This is a genomic window from Desertivirga brevis (assembly GCF_017355835.1).
In genome coordinates, this window is record NZ_JAFEWF010000008.1 from 369,651 (window position 1) to 389,223 (window position 19,573).

The window sequence follows — 19,573 nt, forward strand, 5'->3', positions numbered from 1 at the left end:
AATTTTCTCCATTTTCGGTGCAATTTTTTTGACTCGAGAGAAATACGCGGTGGTGTTTACTGCGTATTTTTTTTGATCAAATTTTAAAATTTCGCCCTGAGATTTGACAGAGATTGAGTTTATTGCAATTTGTTTTGATTTTTTTATAAAAATGATAAAAGTTTTAAAATTTAAGAAAAGAGTATAAAAAATGAAGATTTGTTACTAATATTGGAATAATTAATACGGATTTCTACCACAATCGTACATCTATGAATGAAAAACTATCACACCTTATATGGGTAGTAATTTTGGGAAGCTTGTTTTCCTGCAGCACTTATAAAAAAGTACCTTATTTTCAGGACTTAAACACAGAGGAAAAAAAATTATCGGGGGCTCAATATGTCGAGGCCATAATAAGTAAAAATGATATTCTAGAAATTAAAGTAATAGCCGCCAATCAGGAAGCTTTGAATACCCATTCATTGTCACCTGAGAAAGGTGCTGAAACCCGTTTTATCGTTGACCAGTCTGGTCAGATAAAAGTACCGCTCATCGGACAGGTTAAAGTAGAGGGTCTTACTACTGCTGAAACTGAGACCATTTTAGAGAAGAATTTTTCCAAAGTCGTTAAAGATCCACTTGTTAATGTTCGCCTTGCAGATTTTAAAATATCTGTACTAGGAGACGTTGAGAAGCCAGGAGTTTATCCTATTCCTTCAGAGCGAGTTACTATCCTGGAAGCGCTTGGGTTAGCGGGCGATTTAAGGCTTACTGCAGAAAGAGATAATGTGCTACTAATTCGCGAGAAGAACGGTGAAAAGCAATTCAGTAAAATTGATCTTACATCTAAAAGAATTTTTAATTCTCCCGACTTCTATCTTCAAAAAAACGACGTGATTTATGTAAAACCCAGTAAAGCTGCTTATGCTGGTTATGAAAAAGCACCAAGGGTAGCTTCTCTTGCATTGTCAGCTGCGGCGGTACTTGTAAGCTTTGGTATTTTACTAACGAGATAAAGTAGAAACGCTGTTTCTTCAGATTAGTATTCCTGTACTTATCCACTTTTAAAATCTTACCCCTATGAAAAATCAATCAACGATTTCCTCAGAACTTCCCTTTGAGTATAAGAGATCTACGCTCTCTTTTAAAGAAAGTTTTCTAAAGTACGTGTTTCACTGGCCACTGTTTGTATTAGGCCTTTGTATTACTCTAGGTATTGCCTTTTACTATCTGCGTACAACAAAACCGTTGTATGAAATCAAATCAACAATTTTAATCAAAGACGAGAATCAGTCAGCTGATGACAAGTATGTGTTGCAGGAAATTAACGTGTCTCAGGGGGCTAAAGTTGTGGATAATGAAATGGAGTTCCTGAAGTCTTTAGATATAGTTAGTAAAGTGGTTGACGAATTACAATTGAATGTTTCGTATGAACAAAAGACTTCTATGTCGACAAGGGATCTTTATAAGTCGTCACCAATCAAATTTGTGATGATTGAGGCAAAGGAAGGATTCCCCGGACAGTCTTTAGACATTCATTGGAATAACAACAAAAGTTTCATAATCAAGAGGCAGGATGGTAGTGTTAGTGAATTTCCCTTTAATACTGTTTTAAAAAGTTCGTTTGGTAAGTGGAGACTTGAGCGTTCTGAGAATTTTGACTTGTATCAGGGTGCAACTATCACGATGTCTATTATGAATTCCAACGCGGCCGCTACCAGGTACCAATCAATGATTAAAACGTCTTTGTTAAATAAATCAACGCCGTTTGTTAATCTAACGATCAATGAAACTGTGCCTAAGAGAGGTGAGGATATTCTGAATAGCCTTATGAGGAATTATAACGAAGCCTCCATCTCTGATAAGGACCGCTTGACGAGGGCAACTTTAAGCTTTATTGATCAACGTTTGGCCTCGCTAAGCAAAGAGCTTAATAATGCACAGAACAAAGTTGTTGGTTTTCGTAGCAGTCAAGGTCTGACAGATATTACTTCAGAATCACAAGCTTATCTTGCGGGCGTTCAAACAAGTGATGCAAAGCTGAATGAAATTAATATTCAGTTGGATATCATTAAGAAGGTTGAAAGTACTATGAATGCTAACCAAAGCATCTCTGATGCTGCTACCGTTGGATTAAGTGATCCTGTTCTCAATAGCCTTATTGGAAAGTTATCAGAGCTGGAATTAGAAAGAGATAGATTAACCGCATCTACCCCCGAGAACAGCCCGATTTTCGATCCTATAAAAAGCCAGATCGCTACTACCAAAAAAGCCATAAGCAATAGCATTTCCAATATACGGGAGTCATTGCTCAGTAACCGGAAAAACCTGTTGGCGTATAATTCAAAATTTGAGACATCTATTAAAAATATTCCTTCGCAAGAACGAGAATTAGTAGATATGAAGCGCATGCAGAGTATCAAAGAGGATCTATATGTATATCTGCTTAAAAAAAGGGAACAGATCTCTTTAAGTTATGCCTCAACATTAGTTGATGCGCGGGTTATCAATATGGCAAGGCCTACTGGTCTTAAAAGTCCCGTTCCTTCCCAGGTATATACAATATGCTTTCTACTCGGATTAGTTATACCAGCAGGTATAATATTCGGACGCAATACCATAAATGATAAGGTAATTAGTAAAGCGGAGATTGAAGAGGAACTTGAACTACCTGTGTTAGCGGAAACGGTTTATGAGAAAACAAGCAGACCACTGGTTGTTACTGCTGATGTGAGAACAGCTATCGCTGAGCAGTTTAAATACCTGCGTAGCAATCTGTATTACCTGCATACCTTGAAGACCGGCAGGGTAACACTCGTTACTTCAAGTGTAGGTAATGAAGGTAAAAGCTTTATAAGTTCGAATATGGGAGCGTCTTTGGCTTTGGCAGGACGTAAAACTGTAATCCTTGAACTTGATCTGAGAAAACCGAAAGTATTGCAATTATTTGATCTACCAGTTGAGCGACCTGGTATCACAGACTGGATCAGCGGTCGCGCTTCACAAGCAGATATTGTTCAAAAGACTTCGTACACACACCTTGATGTAATTGGTTGTGGAACTATGTTGCCAAACCCTTCAGAATTATTGGAAAGTAATAAGCTTATTCAGTTATTCGAGATCTTACGCAGTAATTACGACGACGTTATTATTGATAGTCCTCCACTACATTTAGTTACTGATGCTTTAATTCTTGCACGTTTAAGTGACGTTACGCTTTATGTTATCAGACAAGGAGTGACAAGTAGGGATGAACTAGCATTTATTCGCGAACTCGTGAGTACGGACAGATTGCCGAACGTGAACATTGTGTTTAATGCGATCCAGCGTGCCAAATACGGGTACGGCTACAATTACGACTCGGATTATTACCTTGAAAGCAAGTCGAAGTCTTTTGCATTCAATAAAATAGCGTACAATTTTCTCCAGCGTTTCTAGTAGAACGTAAGTCAGGTTTGACAATCTGGAATCCTATAGACAGTCCTATTATCGTGACTGAAGGGCATTCTTTGTCCTAAAATTGACCCTCAAGAAATACTTATTCTGCCTTGGGCAGGTAAGAAACAGTGCAGTTGGGAAGGCTTTATTAACGTATAAAGCGACAAACATCACCTTTTAAGAGAAACATGCTTCGCTGGTCCGAAAAAGTAATATGGGACTGACGTGGCGAAGCCCTGAGATTTTCTTAACAATTGATATATGAAAACAAACTGGTACGCTGTTTATACAAAGCCAAGATTCGAGAAAAAAGTAGCTGATGGTCTTTCTGCTATTGGTATCGAAAATTACTGTCCACTTAACAAGGTATTAAAGCAATGGAGTGACAGGCGTAAGATTGTGGAAGAACCGCTCTTTACTTCTTATGTCTTTGTTCGGATGAACCTAAAGCAACATTTTGCTGTAAGGCAGGTAACAGGTCTAATCAATTTTGTTTACTGGCTTGGTAAGCCAGCTGTAATACACGATAGTGAAATAATTACAATACAAGATTTCTTAAAAGAAGCAACAAATGTGCATTTAGAAAAAACTTCAATTAAAACTAATGATGTAGTTCGTATCACTGCCGGATCATTTGTGAATATGGAAGGTCATATAGTCAATGTCAACAAAAGAACGGTGAAAGTAGAGCTTCCTTCCATTGGTTGTGCACTTGTAGCTGAGGTCAGTAGGGAATATGTAGAAGTGCTTGGTAATATGTACGCCCAACCGGGTAGTAACGCAGTATTTCAGTCTTGCTAGGTACTAAACAAATAAAGGTTAATGAGAGCTGTTATAAATAGCATAATTACTAATCCTGGGTACTCAAAAGTTTTCGCATGGGGACGGCTAATAACAATTGCTGGCTCCGCTCAAATACTTATCCAGGCGGTCGGCTTAATTAGTGGAATCCTTGTTATCCGTCTGCTACCAACCCATGAATATGCTCTTTACACGCTAGCTAACACCATGCTGGGCACATTAACAGTTCTGGCGGATGGCGGTATCTCTGTAGGTGTGATGGCTCAGGGTGGTAAAGTTTGGAAAGAGTCTGATAAGTTGGGGGAAGTGATAGTTACAGGATTACATCTTCGTAAAAAGTTCGCGCTTTTGAGCCTTATAGTTGTAACACCAATATTGTTCTACCTTCTAAGAGAGCATGATGCGAGCTTGTTAAGTTCAATTATGATCGTCTTATCATTAATACCAGCATTTTTTGCAGCACTATCAGACAGTTTGCTGGAGGTGCCTTCTAAGTTACATCAGGATATAAGTCGCCTGCAAAAGAACCAGGTAATGGTAAGTATCATGCGTCTGGTTTTGATCACGCTTTCATTGTTTATTTTTCCTTTCACTGCTGTTGCAATGATTGGAAACGGAATTCCGAGGACGATCGGTAATTTGAAACTGAAGCAGATTGCAGTGATGCATGCTAATTTGGCAATGCCAAGTAATCAGAACATAAGTAAGGAGCTGCTGAGAATGGTTAAACGTACACTTCCGGGAGCTATATATTATTGTATTTCTGGTCAAATAACTATATGGTTGATTTCACTTTTTGGTTCAACGTCGGATGTTGCAGAGGTTGGAGCATTAGGACGCTTAACCGTTTTTTTAAATGTTATTACAACAGTATTTTCTGCTTTAATTGTGCCGCGTTTTGCCCGTTTACAAGAAGATAGATCGGCATTACTTTCGAAGTTTATTCAAATTCAACTCAGCCTTTTTGGGCTTATTTTCCTTATTGTTGCCGCGGTTTACCTTTTTCCCGAAAAAGTGTTGTTTATTCTCGGACGAAATTACCAGGGGTTGAATACTGAGTTGATTTTAATGACAGTTTCTTCTTGTATAGCAATGATGGCAGGTATTGCTTATTCATTAACTAGTTCTAGAGGCTGGGTTCTTCCTCCTGCTCTGCATATCATGGGCAACATAGGTGTTCAAGTGCTTTTGTTGTTTTTTATGGATCTATCAAACATTCAAAATGTAATCACTTATTCAATTATTTCCACCCTGGTAGGCTTTCTAATGCTATTAGGCCTATTTGTTTACAAGGTTCTGGGAATAGAAAAAGTAAATGCATGAAGCAACCGTATTTAGCAATAATCCGGTCTAAAGCGAAATCTATCTCCCTGGATATTCGAAAGATGTATTTAAAGGCTTTAGGACTTCAGATCGGAGATCGAGCCAGGCTTGGACGAATTATTTGTGAGTGGCCCAAGCAGGTCGAAATTGGAGAAGAATGCTTGATCCAGGATGAAGTTCTTTTCCAGGTTGCAGATCCATTTGCTCCCGGGCCCTCTATAACTATTGGTCACAGGGCCTTTATCGGCCGCCGATGTGAATTTAATTGCAGTAGTAGGATAACCGTCGGTAACGACTGTATGATTGCAAGTTATACTATTCTGGTTGATGCCGGACATGGCACGATAAAAGGTTATACAATGACAAGTCAGCCTGTTTTGACTGGCGAAATTAATATTGGAGATGATGTATGGATCGGAGCTGGTTGCGTTATCTTAAAAGGTGTAAGCATCGGGAGAGGCAGCGTAATTGGTGCAGGTTCAGTAGTAAATAAATCAATACCCGAATATCAGATATGGGCGGGAACACCTGCAAGGTTTATACGCGATCGTACCTGAAATAAACATACCTATGAATTCAGTAATTTGTACTCTTTTCGAAAGAAACTACCACTATGGTTTAGCAGCGTTGGCTAATTCTTTATATAACAACGGCTACCGGGGAAGCATTTATGCGGGTTATAGAGGTGAATTGCCTCCCTGGGCAAAGGATGTTAAGAAGAATGCCGTATGGAACTGGGAGAATAGCAGTTCTTTGGACGTAGGAGAGGGGCTGCGAATCTACTTTCTGCCCTTAAGTACGGATTATCATTTAACGAATTATAAGCCGGACTTCATGCTGCAACTTCTGGACGGTCCGGCATTTAATGCCAATAAAATCTATTACTTCGACCCAGATATTGTTATTACCAAAAAATGGAGCTTATATGAGACATGGGTTGAAGGAGGAGTGGCTCTTTGCGAAGATGTAAACTCGCCGATGCCAAAAAATCATCCAAGAAGACAAGCTTGGAGGAAGTTTTATGGGGAAAGAAATATCGAGCTTACCTTTAAGGAGTCCATGTATGCCAATGGGGGCTATGTTGGTCTTCATAAAAGAAATAAGGATTTCTTAATTATCTGGAAGTTGATGCAGGAGAAGATGGCCACCTTGATCGGTGGGTTAAATCGCTCGGCGTTGTCGGGTGAGAAGCTTCATGAAAGTCTTCGCCATGAGTTTTCTCCTTTCCCAAAGACAGATCAAGATGCCTTAAATGCGGCAGTAGAAGCATGGGATGGCGAAGTTAGCTTTGTGGGACAGGAAGGCATGGCCTTTAAACCCGGAGCGTCTATGATGTCTCACGCGCTTGGACAACCCAAACCATGGAACTGGAAGCCAGTGAAACAAATCATTGAGGGAAAAAGAATGAATAAGGTTTATGCAGATTACTGGAACTTTGCAAATGAACCGATCATGTCGCAGCCCAACAGTTTAGTGTGGAATAGAAAAGTAGCATTTAAAGTATCAAGATTTATCGCGCGCTTCTACAGCAAGTAGAGAACTTGCCCATATCCCTTAAAGAAATCCTATGAGATCTACCGTTTGCACCTTATTTGAAAATCACTATCACGAAGGAGTAGTTGCCCTTACAAATTCCCTTTATAATCAGGGATACAGGGGCGATATTTATGCTGGCTATCGAGGTGAATTACCAGCCTGGGCGAGAGGAGCAAAAACAAATTCTTCTATTAATTGGGACGGAGCAGTAAGCCTTACGATATCTGCAGATCTATCTATTCACTTTCTGCCTATAAAAACAGAGTATCATCTCTCCAATTTTAAACCCAATTTTATGTTACGTTTATGGGATATACTGCCAGAAGAAGTGGAAGCAATGGCCTACTTTGACCCCGATATCGTCAATAAATGTCCCTGGAGTTTTTATGAAACGTGGATGGACAACGGTGTTGCTTTAGTTCATGAAATTACCAGTAATGATATGCCGCCTACTCATCCACTTCGGCTGGAGTGGGAGAAGGTCCTTGAAAAATGCAATAGAAAGAGTATCAGACGGACACATTCGTATATTAATGCTGGATTCTGTGGAGTAGCGCGCAAACACATTGAATTCCTCAGGCTATGGCTTGAGATAATGGATACTGCTATTAAATATTATAATGTTACACCTGATCAGTGGGATCATTCACTACCGCGGTCATTTGTATTTTATGTGTTTGATCAGGATGCTCTGAATATTGCAGCAATGGCTTGTAGTTCTCCAATTAGTGAGATGGGACCGGAAGCTATGGATTTTACACCTGGAGGGTGGACAATGTCACATGCTGTTGGATCTCCTAAACCATGGAAAAAGAAGTTCATTCTTTCTGCTTTAAAGGGAGTGCCTCCTTCGCTAACAGACAGGGCTTTCTGGTTCAATGTTGAAAGTCCTATTAATTATTATAAAGCCTCTATTGTTCGTCGCAAAAGGTTAAGCGTAAACGTTGCTGCTTTAATTGGTCGCTTTTACAGTCGTCGTTAATTATCAATATTTCAATAATAGTTATATACCTGTCACCATGGTATAGTTTAATATGAAACCTTAACAGTTCTCATCATGAAAATTGCTGTAATTAACACATATGACTCAAAAGATATTAAGGTATGGGCAGGGATTCCCTATCACTTGTCTTTAATGCTTGAGGATACTTTCGGTAAAGATTCCGTCAGTTACGTCACATTGCCTTTTACCAGGCATAAGCTAAGCTACCTAAGGGGGTTCTATTATAATAGGGTAGTTGGTAAGAAGTATTTAAGCTGGACAGACAAAAGTATTATTGAAAAAAACAAAATTGATAATAAGGAATTGCTAAGCGAGCATTACGACCTCATAATAACATTTGAGTTCTTTTTAATACCTATATTGAAGAAAGCAGATAACAAGGTAGTTTATTGGAATGATGCTACATTCAAAAATCTGGTGAACTTTTATCCTTACGTAACTAATGTTTCTAAATATAGCCTAAATCACGGGAATGAGGTACAGCGCCAGGCATTTAGATTAAGTGATGCCATTGTTTTTACCTCCGATTGGGCAATCAATTCGGCGATTAAGGATTATGATACAGACCCGCGAAAGCTGAATAAAATCTATTTCGCATCCAATCTATCCAGGGCAGGGGCCGATACGGAGGTGAAAGAAGCTGTGGAAGCTCGTACCGGGGAAGTGATCAAGCTGCTGTTCCTGGCACTAAACTGGGAAAGAAAAGGAGGGGATGACGCTGTAGAACTGGTTGATAAGTTAAACGCTGCAGGTATTAGAACTTTATTATATCTCGTAGGTGACGAAGTACCAGAGAGATTTAGGCACAATAGGAATATTGTGACTTTTGGTTTTATTAATAAAAATCAGTCGGGCGGTGAAGAAAAATTGATAGGACTATTGAAAGAGTGCTCGTACCTACTGCTTCCAACAAAAGCAGATTGTACCCCGGTTGCTTTTAGCGAGGCGAACTCATTCGGTTTGCCTATCATCAGCACCAATGTGGGTGGTATTCCATCTGTGGTTACCTCACGGAATGGTTTTACCTCAAGAGGCGATTTTACTGAAGATGCTTTTAAATTTATTATTCAAAATTTGCCTGGCACAAGAACATATACTGAACTTTGTTATAGTAGCTATAAATTTTACAAGGACGAGTTGTCGTGGGGACAGGTGTATACGAAGTTCAGACAAGTGCTGAAAGACCTATCTTTTTTATCAGAAGAAGATGCCGCTGCAAAGGCGGTAAAAAACTAGAAGCTTATCAATTATCAATTAAATTAGGTATATGATTAACGTATCTGTAATTGTTCCCACGTACAATTATGCTCATTATATTGAAACAGCTATCCACAGCGTATTAAAGCAAGATTATGATCAGGGGTCTGTAGAAATAATTGTTGTGGATGACGGCTCTACTGATAATACAGCGGAGATTCTTAAGCCCTATATAGATGCTGGTTTGATCAGTTATTATTATCAAGAGAATAAAGGGAAAGCTAGTGCCACACGTCATGCAATAGAGAAAAGTACAGGGAAATATATTTTCAATCTCGATGCAGACGATTATTTCCTTCCTGGAAAAATCACTAGTTACGTTAATGCATTTGAACTTGATGAATCTATTGTTCATGTGGGTTCTGCGGCAGAAGTATTTAATCAAAACTTGCAAACCTCCTTCGTTGAAAATATAGAAGTAGAACTGCTTGGGAAGCCAATCAACGGTTTTTGGCTATTATACCATTTCTACAACAACTTTATTTTATGGGGTGGAGGCTCTACTTATGCAGCCAGGGCTTCTGTACTAAAACAAGTAACTATCCCAGACGATGTCGATATGTTTATCGACGAATTTCTCATTCTTGTATTGCTGCCTTATGGAAAAAGCTTTTTTACTGAAAAGCCTCAATCTGTGTGGAGAGTGCATACAAGCAATTACTCAGGAAGATTAGCGAGTAAAGAAGTGTTGCTTAAGAAGGAGGAGCGTCTAATCCGGTCTTCTAATGGCGTACTATCTTATATGAGGGACTCAGGGTTTGACAAGAACTTGATTAGAATTTACTCCCTTTTAGATGCTACCAGGAGAATCACGCTTAAGGAGAACAGAAATGAAAAAAGCATTTTAGATATTCTCAAATATGTAAAGGAAGTTAAGGCTTTACATCCAGAATGGCACCTGATAAAAAACTATAATGTTTTAAATCGTTTGGTTCCAAATTCAATCCTTGCATTTCTGAAAGGTGGAAGAAACATGGTGAGAACTGCCATACAACCATTGAAGATGGAAAAAAAAACGCCCGGCCAGAACCGGTCGACCGGGGCTGAAAAGCTCGAATCAGCAGCTCAGGTTGCAGAAATCGGATAAATAATACATTAAAAACTAAAAACAGATCATCTACCTATGAATATTGTTTTTCTTTGTGGATCGTTAGAACCAGGCAGAGACGGTGTTGGAGATTACGTTCGAAGACTTGCCGTAGAATTATTACGGCAAGGCCATAAAGCTTCAGTAATTTCATTGAACGACAAATTTATAGAGGAAGAGTTTGTTGGAGCCCAGACGTCAGAGGGTTATGAATTACAGGTTGTGCGAATTCCTTCCTCTTGGCCGGCACCCAGAAGATTTAAAGAAGCTAAAGTATGGATCGATGTTTTTGATCCCGAATGGTTAAGTCTCCAATTTGTTATCTTCTCCTTTCATCCAAAAGGGCTTCCAATAAAGCTTAGTTCGCTTCTAAATAAAATTGGGAAAGGCCGTAGATGGCATTTAATGTTTCACGAGCTTTGGGTGGGTATGAGTTTGGAGTCTTCACGGCCAATGGCAATGTGGGGAATGGTTCAGAAGCAGATAATTAAATCATTGCTATCTAGTCTTCAACCGATTGTAATTCATACTCAAACCCAGTTATACCAGGCCCAGCTTAAGAAATTGGGATATAAAGCAAGTAAATTGCCTTTATTTTCGAATGTTCCCTCATCAAAAACAGTAGTAAAGGTAAGTAAGGAAAACCAGCGGGAACAGACTTGGGTGCTCTTTGGAACTATTCACCCTGGGGCACCGGCTCATCAACTCGCTTCTGAAGCTTTAGTTTATAGTAAGAAATATGAGGTTAGCATTACCTTAACCCTTGTTGGTCGTTGTGGGAAAGGTCAAGAAGCATGGGTAAATGCCTGGGAGAAGAAGGGTATGTTGGTCCGTGTGTTAGGAGAACAGCCATTCGAGGAAATATCCAAAGTTTTATCTAAAGCATCCCTCGGATTATCCACTAATCCAATTGCACTGGTGGAAAAGAGCGGAACTGTTGCAGCAATGCAAGCACATGGTCTTCCTGTTCTCTGCGTGGCGATGAATTACCAACCCCGTGGTGTTAGTGATCTTAAGGTTCCTGCTGGGATTTGGGAGTATCAAAATGGAGGACTTGAAAAATTCCTAAATAGCAGGAAAGATGTATGGATAAGCAACGGTGTAAGCGATGTTTCAAATCAGCTGATAGAAGTTCTATCTACAGCAAGTTAAAGAAATTTCTACATACATTAATATAGTAAACACATGGCCAGCTTAAGTTATTTATTTATTAACAGGGCAAGGTTTCCATTAGGTTCAGTCGACTTTTTCAAAGCCTGGGGAAAACGTTTTTTTGCGTTCGGCGAATTATATAAAAGAAATGCTCGTCGAGCTAAACTAATAAAACTAGGTGCTGAAATACATGCAACTGCAGAAATTGGGAAAGCAACTATAGATGGTCATAAAGAACATTTGAGCATTGGCGCTTTTTCTTTTATTGGAAAAGTTCATATTGCCTTGTTTACAAGCGTCGAAATTGGTGAAAGAGTATGTATCAATGATGGGGTTCAGATACTTACTGCTTCCCATAATGTTACCGACCCAAAATGGAGGCACATTAAAAAGCCCGTAGTTATTGAGGATTATGCCTGGATCTCTACAGGTGCTACTATTCTTCCAGGTGTTACTATCGGACGGGGAGCGGTTGTTGGGGCCGGTGCTGTGGTTAGTAAATCAGTAGCCCCGGGAGATATTGTTGTAGGAAACCCCGCCCGGCCAACATCAAAGAAGCGATGCGAAAACCTTGACTATAATCCCTGTGAGTTTCTTGCTGAAAACAGAGCTTGGTTAAAGGGTTAATTAATTCCTTATTTTACTTAAAAGTCTACCATCTACCTATGAATATTATTGTTTCCCATCCCACCGGAAACCGGAATGTCCGTGCTGTTATTAGCAGTTTAAATGAGGCCGGCATGCTTGCTGGTTTCAATACAACGTTAGCCACTAATCCTAAAGCGGGTTGGATTAACCTCCTGCCTGCAGGATTAAGGCAGGAATGGTTACGAAGGACATTTCCTATTCCCCGTGAGAAAATTTGGACGCACCCCTCAAGGGAGTTCGCAAGAATGCTCCTTCCAAAAGTTGGTCTGAAGTCTTACACCCGACATGAATTTGGATGGGCTTGTGTAGATGCGGTTTATCGTGACTTTGACCGTGTCGCAGCCAAACGTTTATTGGAAACTGCAGGAAAACAAAGAGTACAAGGTGTATACGCTTATGAAGATGGAGCTCTTGAAACATTCAAAGCAGCTAAGAAAATAGGGCTTAAATGCATTTATGATCTGCCAATAGCCTACTGGGAGACTGGCCGGAAGTTGATGTATGAAGAAGCTGAACGTTTACCTGGCTGGGCAAATACTCTTGGCGGGGGTATCAAAGATTCTGATGGTAAGCTAGCAAGAAAAACTGAAGAGCTTGATCTTGCGGATGTAGTGGTTGGACCGGGAAAATTTGTCCTTGACTCCTTACCTGATTGGGCAAGAGATAAAGAGATCTACATGGCTCCATTTGGTTCTCCAAAACCGGCAACAATAAAGGATGCCTCAATGGCCAGAAAAGATTCTAAAAAGCCTTTAAGGGTTTTATTCGCAGGTTCAATGGGACAACGAAAAGGCTTGGGCGATCTATTTGCTGCTATTAGACTATTAAACCGGAATGATGTTGAACTGGTGGTAATGGGAGCGTTACAGGCACCTATGGAATTCTATAGAAACGAGCTTTTCAATTTTACCTATGAAGCAGGACGCCCGCATGACCAAGTATTAGAATTAATGCGGTCATGCGACGTGTTTTGTCTGCCCTCCATTGTAGAAGGAAGGGCATTGGTTATGCAGGAAGCGATGAGTCAGGGACTGCCTCTTATAATTACTCCCAACACTGGAGGAGCGGATTTGATCATTGAAGGGGAAACAGGGTTTCTTGTGCCTATTAGGTCTCCGGAAATTATTGCAGAGAAGATACTTTGGTTTTTAAATAACCGGGATCAGATCGCTGAGATGGGAAAAAAGGCTATTGAGCACTCAGCATTATATACTTGGGAAAACTATGGTTCAGGCATAGTAAAATCCCTACTTCGATATTAACAAACAGTACTACCACGCACTATGCAAAACATAAACTTTCCACTACCACTAAACGCCGAGATTACACGGCGTAAAAAGGAAAAGTTAATTGGGGCCATAGGTACTATGAAACTCCTTAAACAAGGGGTCTGGCTCTATTTTATCTTGCTCATTTTTGAAGGAGCACTTAGAAAATGGTTTTTGCCTGCTCTGTCAAGCCCCTTGCTAATTGTAAGGGATCCAATTGCATTAGGGATAATATGGCTTGCTTGGAAACGGGGGTTATTAGTTCTAAACCCCAATATCATTGCTATTTGGATTGTTACAGCCATTTCTATCCTCTTCAGTATGATATTTGGGCATAAAAGCGCGGCGGTGGCCTTTTTTGGAGCAAGAGTTTTCTTGTTTCATTTCCCGCTAATTTATGCGATAGGAAGAATCTTCGATAGGGACGACGTTATTCAGCTTGGAAAAATCACTTTATGGATTGCTGTTCCAATGGTGGTACTGATTGCTACGCAATTTTATAGCCCCCAATCGGCTTGGGTTAACAGGGGAGTAGGAGGGAGTGAAGAAGGAGCCGGATTTAGTGGTGCTCTTGGATATTTCCGGCCACCTGGTACTTTTTCTTTTACTAATGGAAACGGGATGTTTTTTGGTTTTGTTGGTGCTTATGTTCTCTACTTCTGGCTTAATCCGGGAAAGGTAAATAAATTACTTCTTGTGACTGCTACCCTCGCTGTTCTTGCCTCGATATCATTATCGATCAGCAGGACTTTGTTCTTTGAACTTCTTGTTTCACTAGGTTTCGCGATGATAGCAATATGCTTCAAACCAAAGTATATAGGACGAATGCTTATTGCAGTGCTGGGAATGGTAATTGCAATGGCTTTACTAAGCCAAACTGAATTTTTCCAAACAGCTACGGAAGCTTTTCTGCACCGGTTTGAAACAGCAAATGAAATTGAAGGTGGCTTAGAAGGAGTATTGGGCGACCGTTATATGGGAGGAATGTTGGGTGCGATAGCAGGTGTACCGGTTAAAATTCCACTTGTTGGTTTTGGTATAGGCATGGGTACAAATGTTGGTGCGATGCTTCTTACCGGAGATGTAGTGTTTCTTATTTCAGAAGAAGAGTGGGGGCGACTTATCGGAGAAATGGGAGCTCCTCTTGGTATCTCAATCATCTTCATACGATTAAAACTTTGCTGGCAGTTAACTATGGCTTGCTTTAGTCGCCTACGAATGGGTGACCTCCTACCATGGATGTTATTAAGCTTTTGCTTATTATGTATACCACAGGGGCAATGGGGCCAGCCGACGGCACTGGGATTTGGTACTTTAATTGCTGGTTTAGTAATAGCTTCTTTAAGAGTTCCTCGAACTAAAAAACAGAACTTCTCTATACAAACTAAAAGCTGATGGAAGTCATTTTAATAGCAAATTATCCTCTTGACAGACAAGAGAGTATGGAGCGCTTTGCCCAGATGTTAAGTGATGGTCTAAATGAAGCTGGTGTGGAAACTCAAATTTGGAGGCCGACTGTTTTTTTTGCATCCGCTGCACAACGAACTAACAAAGGGATCTTTAAGTGGCTGGGTTATCTGGATAAATGGATTTTATTTTCCCTTGTTTTGAGATGGCGTGTATTTATTGGAGGCTTAGGCAATAAGGATGGGGTTTACTTTCACATTTGTGACCATTCAAATGCCCCGTATCTACAGCATTTGCCTTCCAGAAAAACGACAATAACATGTCATGACGTTTTAGCTATTCGTGGTGCGTTCGGTTTTTCTGATGCACATTGTGATGCAACAGCTTTTGGAAAATTGTTGCAAAGGTGGATTTTTAATAATCTCAGCAAATCCAAGCGACTAGCTGCTGTGTCTCAGTTGACATTGACACAATTGGAAGAACTACAGCCAACTCATAAGAGCCTTCTAAAGGACTGGCGTGTAATTCATAACGCATTCAATAGCGATTATTTTCCGCTTCCATCTGATGAATCAGAGCCACTTTTGAAGGTAGCTGGAATTGATACCTCAATACCTTATTTATTACATGTTGGCCAATCTCACCAGCGTAAGAATCGCAAAATGCTGTTGGATATGGTTCATTTAGCAGGTGATAGATGGTTGGGAAATATTTGCTTTGCGGGTCAGCCTATTGATGATGAATTGAAAAAGCACGCACAGGAATTGAACTTAAGCAATAGAATTATCTCCGTTGTAAAGCCAAGTAATATAGCATTGCTAGCCTTGTACAGTAATTGCTATGCTTTTGTGTTTCCTTCGTTTTCTGAAGGCTTTGGTTGGCCGATAATAGAAGCTCAGGCATGTGGAGTGCCGGTGATAGCTAGTAATGTAGAACCGATGCCTGAAGTAAGTGGTAAAAATGCCCTTCATGCAAGTCCATTTCAGCCTCAGGAATTTGCGAATGCCTTGTTAGCTTTATCTGATGAGAAATTAAGGTCTGAGCTGATAGAGGGGGGCTTCAAAAACAGCAGAAGATTTGGGAGAAAGAAAATGATCGAAGCATATCTTGATTTGCTAAATATTGAGAAGCAGACTTTAGTGTATGGTTAAGAAACTTTTAACTTTTTTTTTTCCATGGCCTGTAAGGCGCCTTATTTTACAGAAATGGTTTAAATACGAGATCCACCCTACAGCTTACATCGGTCTCTCATGGATATTTCCAAAAAAATTGATTATGGAACAGCATTCGAGAATTGATCACTTTACCGTAGCGGTAAATCTCTCCCTTATAAAAATGGGTGCAAATTCTGGAATTGGACGAAGTAATTGGATAACCGGGTATCCTACAAATAACGGATCAAAACATTTTAATCATCAGCCGGAACGGAGAGCTGAACTTCTTTTAGGAGAATCATCCGAGATAACCAAGCATCACCATCTTGATTGTACCAATGTGCTTGAAATTGGACGCTTTGCTACTATTGCAGGGTACCATTCTCAATTCCTTACTCACTCCATAAATGTAATGGAGAACAGGCAAGATAGTGCACCAATTAAGATTGGAGATTATACTTTTGTTGGTACCGATGTGGTGGTTCTAGGTGGTGCTGTACTTCCATCTCATTCTGTTCTTGGTGCAAAGTCGCTTCTTAATAAGGCTCATACTGATTCCTGGAAACTTTATGGTGGCGTGCCTGCGAAAGCGATCTCAGATATTCCAGCTGAGGCTAAATATTTCACCCGTATTGACGGCTTTGTATATTAATTATTAAAAAACTAAAATATGTATCTGTTGCATCTAATTGGAAGTATGAATCCTTCTTCCGGAGGACCATGCCAGGGGATCAGGAATTCAATACCGATATTGGAACAAAGAGGTATTTTCAGAGAAGTGGTATCACTTGATGATCCTACTTCAGATTTCATTGGTAAGGATAAATTTCCAATTCATGCTCTTGGGCCTGGCAAGAGCCCTTGGTGCTATAGTGAAAAGCTTATACCGTGGCTTAGGGATAATATTTGCCGCTTTGATGTAATTATTGTTAATGGTCTGTGGTTATATCATAGTTATGCAGTAACCAAGGTGATAAAACAGCTTGAAGGCGAGATTAAGAGAACTGGCAGTAGCCTAAAGCTACCAAAGCTCTTTATTATGCCACATGGTATGCTTGATCCTTATTTTCAACGTGCCCCAGAAAGAAAGCTGAAGGCATTCAGGAACTGGCTTTACTGGAAATTAATTGAAGTTGAAGTAGTAAATAGAGCGAGTGGCGTTCTTTTTACTTGCGAGACAGAGCTTCTGCTAGCCCGTGAAACTTTTGATCACTATAAACCTAAGAAAGAGTTGAATATTGGGTATGGAATTGAAAAGCCGCCGATGTATAACGAAAGGATGAAAAATGCTTTTCTTGATCTATGTCCGCAAGTAAAAGGTGAAAAGTACTTCCTGTTTTTAAGTCGTATTCATCATAAGAAAGGAGTAGACATACTTGTAAATGCCTACTTACGATTAATTGACCAATATGGGGATCTTCCCAAGCTTGTAATTGCAGGGCCTGGATTGGATAGTTCGTATGGGGAAAAGATTAAAGGCTTGGTTAATTCAAACGAAAAGGCAAAGAATTCGATCTATTTTCCGGGGATGTTAAGTGGTGATTCTAAATGGGGTGCTTTTTATGGTGCGGAAGTTTTTGTATTACCGAGTCATCAGGAAAACTTTGGGATTGCAGTGGTCGAAGCATTAGCTTGTGAAACTCCTGTACTGATATCAAAAGAGGTGAATATTTGGCGGGAAATTGAATCTGACTCTGCAGGATTTGTAGCCAATGTTAATCTGGAAGAAACTACGCAGATGTTGAAGTCATGGTTAATATTGTCTGACGATAAAAAACTGGAATTCAGGAATAATGCCAAGAAATGCTTTGAGAAATATTTTCATATTGTTCCCGCTGCTATCCGCATGGAAAAAGCACTCCGCGAGGAGCTGGTTTAGCTAGAAGAGAGTTATGCATAATCAAAATACAATTACTGGTCCATCATTTTCTTTAAAGAACCGTATCGCTCGGGTAATTTGGGGAATTGTGGAAACTCTATTTTTTCGTTCATCTCCAAGACCTTTGCATAGCTGGAGATCATTTTTGCTCCGTCTATTTGGAGCAAAGGTTGGACGAGGGGTTCATGTTTACCCTAGGGTAAAAATTTGGGCACCATGGAACCTGGTATTAGAAGATGAATGCGGAATTGGCAATGGTGCAATACTGTATTCACAGGGGACCATAACAATAGGAAGAAGGGCGGTTGTTTCACAGGGGGTACATCTTTGTGCCGGTACTCATGATTATACTCATCCAGGTTTTCCGTTGATAACAAAGCCCATAGTGATTGGAGAAATGGCATGGGTGGCTGCAGAGGCATTTGTGCATGCGGGCGTTGAGGTGGGTGAGGGATCAGTTATAGGCGCACGCTCGGTTGTTACGAAAAGTACTCCCGGGTGGATGGTATGTGCCGGTCATCCTTGCAAACCTATAAAGGCCAGAATAATGGCAAGTGAGAATAATATTGAAAACGAGGTTTTGGTATTGAATTAATAGGTTTTTTCATACCACAACTGTATATAATGATTTGTGCACTTATAGAGTCACGTTGTCTAAAAAGACTTCATAAGTAATTGATTTTACACGCTACCATATCTACCATGAAACTTAATTTAACCATTGCTATTCCTGTACGAAACGAGGAGAATAATCTACCTGGGTGTCTTGCTGCCATAGGAGATGATCTTGCAGAAAAGATCGTAATTATTGATTCCGGGAGTACGGACAGAACATGTGAAATTGCAGAAGAAAGAGGCGTAGAGGTAATTAAATTTAATTGGGATGGTCGATTTCCAAAGAAGCGTAACTGGTACCTACGCAACTTTACGCCAGAAACTGAGTGGGTACTGTTTCTTGATGCTGATGAATACCTTACCGAAGATTTTAAAACTGAATTGCGGACCGTTCTATCCGATAAAGATAATAGCAAAGTAGGTTACTGGTTAAGCTATACAATCTATTTTCTTGGACGTCAATTAAAAGGAGGATATCCACTTAGAAAATTAGCATTGTTTAAAGTGGGTGCAGGTGAGTACGAACGTATTGATGAAGAGCAATGGAGTAGCCTTGATATGGAAGTGCATGAGCACCCTTTGCTAGAAGGTGAAATTGGTGTCATTAAAAGTAAAATAGATCATCAGGATTTTAGAGGTGTTTCTCATTATGTAGTAAAGCATAATGAGTATGCGAGTTGGGAAGCTGGCCGGTTTTTAAAGGCATATAATTATAGTCAACTAGAGAAAACCTGGACGTGGAAACAGAAGGTGAAATATCGCCTTATGCGCAGTCCACTCATTGGTCCCGCCTTTTTCTGCGGCAGTTATTTTCTAATGGGCGGTTTCAAGGACGGCTCCAGAGGACTTGTGTTTGCGATATTAAAAATGGCCTATTTTACTCAGGTTTATTGTAAAATCCAGGAAAAATCAGATTTGAGAATATCTGCTTAATAAACTTTCATCTACCTATGATAATTCATCAAACTTAACCGGGTTCTTCCAGCCAATAAATCCCGGTTCTGTTTGATAGAATTTAATTAA

At 40.0% G+C, this 19,573-nt stretch carries 18 protein-coding genes; all 18 read left to right on the forward strand.

All coding sequences use genetic code 11. From position 1 onward, the window contains the following. Positions 1-251: 251 nt before the first annotated feature. The 18 genes from J4N25_RS19160 to J4N25_RS19245 all read left to right on the forward strand — a co-directional run bounded on the left by J4N25_RS19160 (position 252) and on the right by J4N25_RS19245 (position 19,483). Complete coding sequence (locus J4N25_RS19160; RefSeq protein ID WP_207423405.1) at positions 252-998, forward strand: polysaccharide biosynthesis/export family protein; 747 nt, start codon at positions 252-254, stop codon at positions 996-998. A gap of 64 nt (positions 999-1,062) precedes the next feature. Then, a complete protein-coding gene (locus tag J4N25_RS19165) occupies positions 1,063-3,420 on the forward strand; it encodes a GumC family protein (RefSeq protein ID WP_207423406.1) in 2,358 nt (785 codons plus the stop codon). Positions 3,421-3,681: 261 nt separating this feature from the next. Continuing rightward, on the forward strand, positions 3,682-4,221 hold the full coding sequence (gene nusG, locus J4N25_RS19170) for a transcription termination/antitermination protein NusG (protein ID WP_207423407.1): 540 nt from the start codon (positions 3,682-3,684) through the stop codon (positions 4,219-4,221). 21 nt (positions 4,222-4,242) lie between these two features. Beyond that, positions 4,243-5,544, forward strand: a complete 1,302-nt coding sequence (locus tag J4N25_RS19175; RefSeq protein ID WP_207423408.1) for an MATE family efflux transporter — start codon at positions 4,243-4,245, stop codon at positions 5,542-5,544. After that, a complete protein-coding gene (locus J4N25_RS19180; RefSeq protein ID WP_207423409.1) occupies positions 5,541-6,101 on the forward strand; it encodes an acyltransferase in 561 nt (186 codons plus the stop codon). The genes J4N25_RS19175 and J4N25_RS19180 overlap by 4 nt, the downstream gene beginning before the upstream one ends. A gap of 13 nt (positions 6,102-6,114) precedes the next feature. Further along, on the forward strand, positions 6,115-7,080 hold the full coding sequence (locus J4N25_RS19185) for a hypothetical protein (RefSeq protein ID WP_207423410.1): 966 nt from the start codon (positions 6,115-6,117) through the stop codon (positions 7,078-7,080). 31 nt (positions 7,081-7,111) lie between these two features. Continuing rightward, positions 7,112-8,062 (forward strand): hypothetical protein, encoded by a 951-nt coding sequence (locus tag J4N25_RS19190; RefSeq protein WP_207423411.1) that lies wholly within the window; start codon positions 7,112-7,114, stop codon positions 8,060-8,062. Between the two features lie 75 nt (positions 8,063-8,137). After that, entirely contained in the window at positions 8,138-9,319 is a 1,182-nt protein-coding gene (locus tag J4N25_RS19195; RefSeq protein WP_207423412.1) for a glycosyltransferase family 4 protein, read from the forward strand. A gap of 31 nt (positions 9,320-9,350) precedes the next feature. Continuing rightward, the gene (locus J4N25_RS19200; RefSeq protein WP_207423413.1) at positions 9,351-10,427 is read left to right on the forward strand and encodes a glycosyltransferase family 2 protein; all 1,077 of its coding nucleotides are present in this window, start codon (positions 9,351-9,353) and stop codon (positions 10,425-10,427) included. A 36-nt stretch (positions 10,428-10,463) separates the two neighbouring features. Then, positions 10,464-11,579: a glycosyltransferase family protein gene (locus J4N25_RS19205; protein WP_207423414.1), complete on the forward strand. Its 1,116-nt coding sequence runs from the start codon at positions 10,464-10,466 to the stop codon at positions 11,577-11,579. Between the two features lie 33 nt (positions 11,580-11,612). Further along, positions 11,613-12,206: an acyltransferase gene (locus J4N25_RS27035; RefSeq protein ID WP_207423415.1), complete on the forward strand. Its 594-nt coding sequence runs from the start codon at positions 11,613-11,615 to the stop codon at positions 12,204-12,206. Between the two features lie 38 nt (positions 12,207-12,244). Next, a complete protein-coding gene (locus J4N25_RS19215) occupies positions 12,245-13,489 on the forward strand; it encodes a glycosyltransferase family 4 protein (RefSeq protein WP_207423416.1) in 1,245 nt (414 codons plus the stop codon). A gap of 21 nt (positions 13,490-13,510) precedes the next feature. Next, the gene (locus J4N25_RS19220) at positions 13,511-14,890 is read left to right on the forward strand and encodes a hypothetical protein (RefSeq protein ID WP_207423417.1); all 1,380 of its coding nucleotides are present in this window, start codon (positions 13,511-13,513) and stop codon (positions 14,888-14,890) included. Further along, complete coding sequence (locus J4N25_RS19225) at positions 14,890-16,053, forward strand: glycosyltransferase family 4 protein (protein WP_207423418.1); 1,164 nt, start codon at positions 14,890-14,892, stop codon at positions 16,051-16,053. Before J4N25_RS19220 ends, J4N25_RS19225 begins: the two co-directional genes overlap by 1 nt. Positions 16,054-16,177: 124 nt before the next feature. Continuing rightward, complete coding sequence (locus J4N25_RS19230) at positions 16,178-16,708, forward strand: acyltransferase (RefSeq protein WP_207423419.1); 531 nt, start codon at positions 16,178-16,180, stop codon at positions 16,706-16,708. A gap of 18 nt (positions 16,709-16,726) precedes the next feature. Further along, the gene (locus J4N25_RS19235) at positions 16,727-17,935 is read left to right on the forward strand and encodes a glycosyltransferase (RefSeq protein ID WP_207423420.1); all 1,209 of its coding nucleotides are present in this window, start codon (positions 16,727-16,729) and stop codon (positions 17,933-17,935) included. Between the two features lie 13 nt (positions 17,936-17,948). Continuing rightward, entirely contained in the window at positions 17,949-18,530 is a 582-nt protein-coding gene (locus J4N25_RS19240) for a WcaF family extracellular polysaccharide biosynthesis acetyltransferase (RefSeq protein WP_207423421.1), read from the forward strand. A gap of 107 nt (positions 18,531-18,637) precedes the next feature. Next, complete coding sequence (locus J4N25_RS19245) at positions 18,638-19,483, forward strand: glycosyltransferase family 2 protein (RefSeq protein WP_207423422.1); 846 nt, start codon at positions 18,638-18,640, stop codon at positions 19,481-19,483. Positions 19,484-19,573: the final 90 nt, after the last annotated feature.

Coding starts and splice junctions, on each gene's coding strand:
- J4N25_RS19160 (WP_207423405.1), top strand. CDS start 252: ATGAATGAAAAACTATCACACCTTATATGGGTAGTAATTTTGGGAAGC.
- J4N25_RS19165 (WP_207423406.1), top strand. CDS start 1,063: ATGAAAAATCAATCAACGATTTCCTCAGAACTTCCCTTTGAGTATAAG.
- nusG (WP_207423407.1), top strand. CDS start 3,682: ATGAAAACAAACTGGTACGCTGTTTATACAAAGCCAAGATTCGAGAAA.
- J4N25_RS19175 (WP_207423408.1), top strand. CDS start 4,243: ATGAGAGCTGTTATAAATAGCATAATTACTAATCCTGGGTACTCAAAA.
- J4N25_RS19180 (WP_207423409.1), top strand. CDS start 5,541: ATGAAGCAACCGTATTTAGCAATAATCCGGTCTAAAGCGAAATCTATC.
- J4N25_RS19185 (WP_207423410.1), top strand. CDS start 6,115: ATGAATTCAGTAATTTGTACTCTTTTCGAAAGAAACTACCACTATGGT.
- J4N25_RS19190 (WP_207423411.1), top strand. CDS start 7,112: ATGAGATCTACCGTTTGCACCTTATTTGAAAATCACTATCACGAAGGA.
- J4N25_RS19195 (WP_207423412.1), top strand. CDS start 8,138: ATGAAAATTGCTGTAATTAACACATATGACTCAAAAGATATTAAGGTA.
- J4N25_RS19200 (WP_207423413.1), top strand. CDS start 9,351: ATGATTAACGTATCTGTAATTGTTCCCACGTACAATTATGCTCATTAT.
- J4N25_RS19205 (WP_207423414.1), top strand. CDS start 10,464: ATGAATATTGTTTTTCTTTGTGGATCGTTAGAACCAGGCAGAGACGGT.
- J4N25_RS27035 (WP_207423415.1), top strand. CDS start 11,613: ATGGCCAGCTTAAGTTATTTATTTATTAACAGGGCAAGGTTTCCATTA.
- J4N25_RS19215 (WP_207423416.1), top strand. CDS start 12,245: ATGAATATTATTGTTTCCCATCCCACCGGAAACCGGAATGTCCGTGCT.
- J4N25_RS19220 (WP_207423417.1), top strand. CDS start 13,511: ATGCAAAACATAAACTTTCCACTACCACTAAACGCCGAGATTACACGG.
- J4N25_RS19225 (WP_207423418.1), top strand. CDS start 14,890: ATGGAAGTCATTTTAATAGCAAATTATCCTCTTGACAGACAAGAGAGT.
- J4N25_RS19230 (WP_207423419.1), top strand. CDS start 16,178: ATGGAACAGCATTCGAGAATTGATCACTTTACCGTAGCGGTAAATCTC.
- J4N25_RS19235 (WP_207423420.1), top strand. CDS start 16,727: ATGTATCTGTTGCATCTAATTGGAAGTATGAATCCTTCTTCCGGAGGA.
- J4N25_RS19240 (WP_207423421.1), top strand. CDS start 17,949: ATGCATAATCAAAATACAATTACTGGTCCATCATTTTCTTTAAAGAAC.
- J4N25_RS19245 (WP_207423422.1), top strand. CDS start 18,638: ATGAAACTTAATTTAACCATTGCTATTCCTGTACGAAACGAGGAGAAT.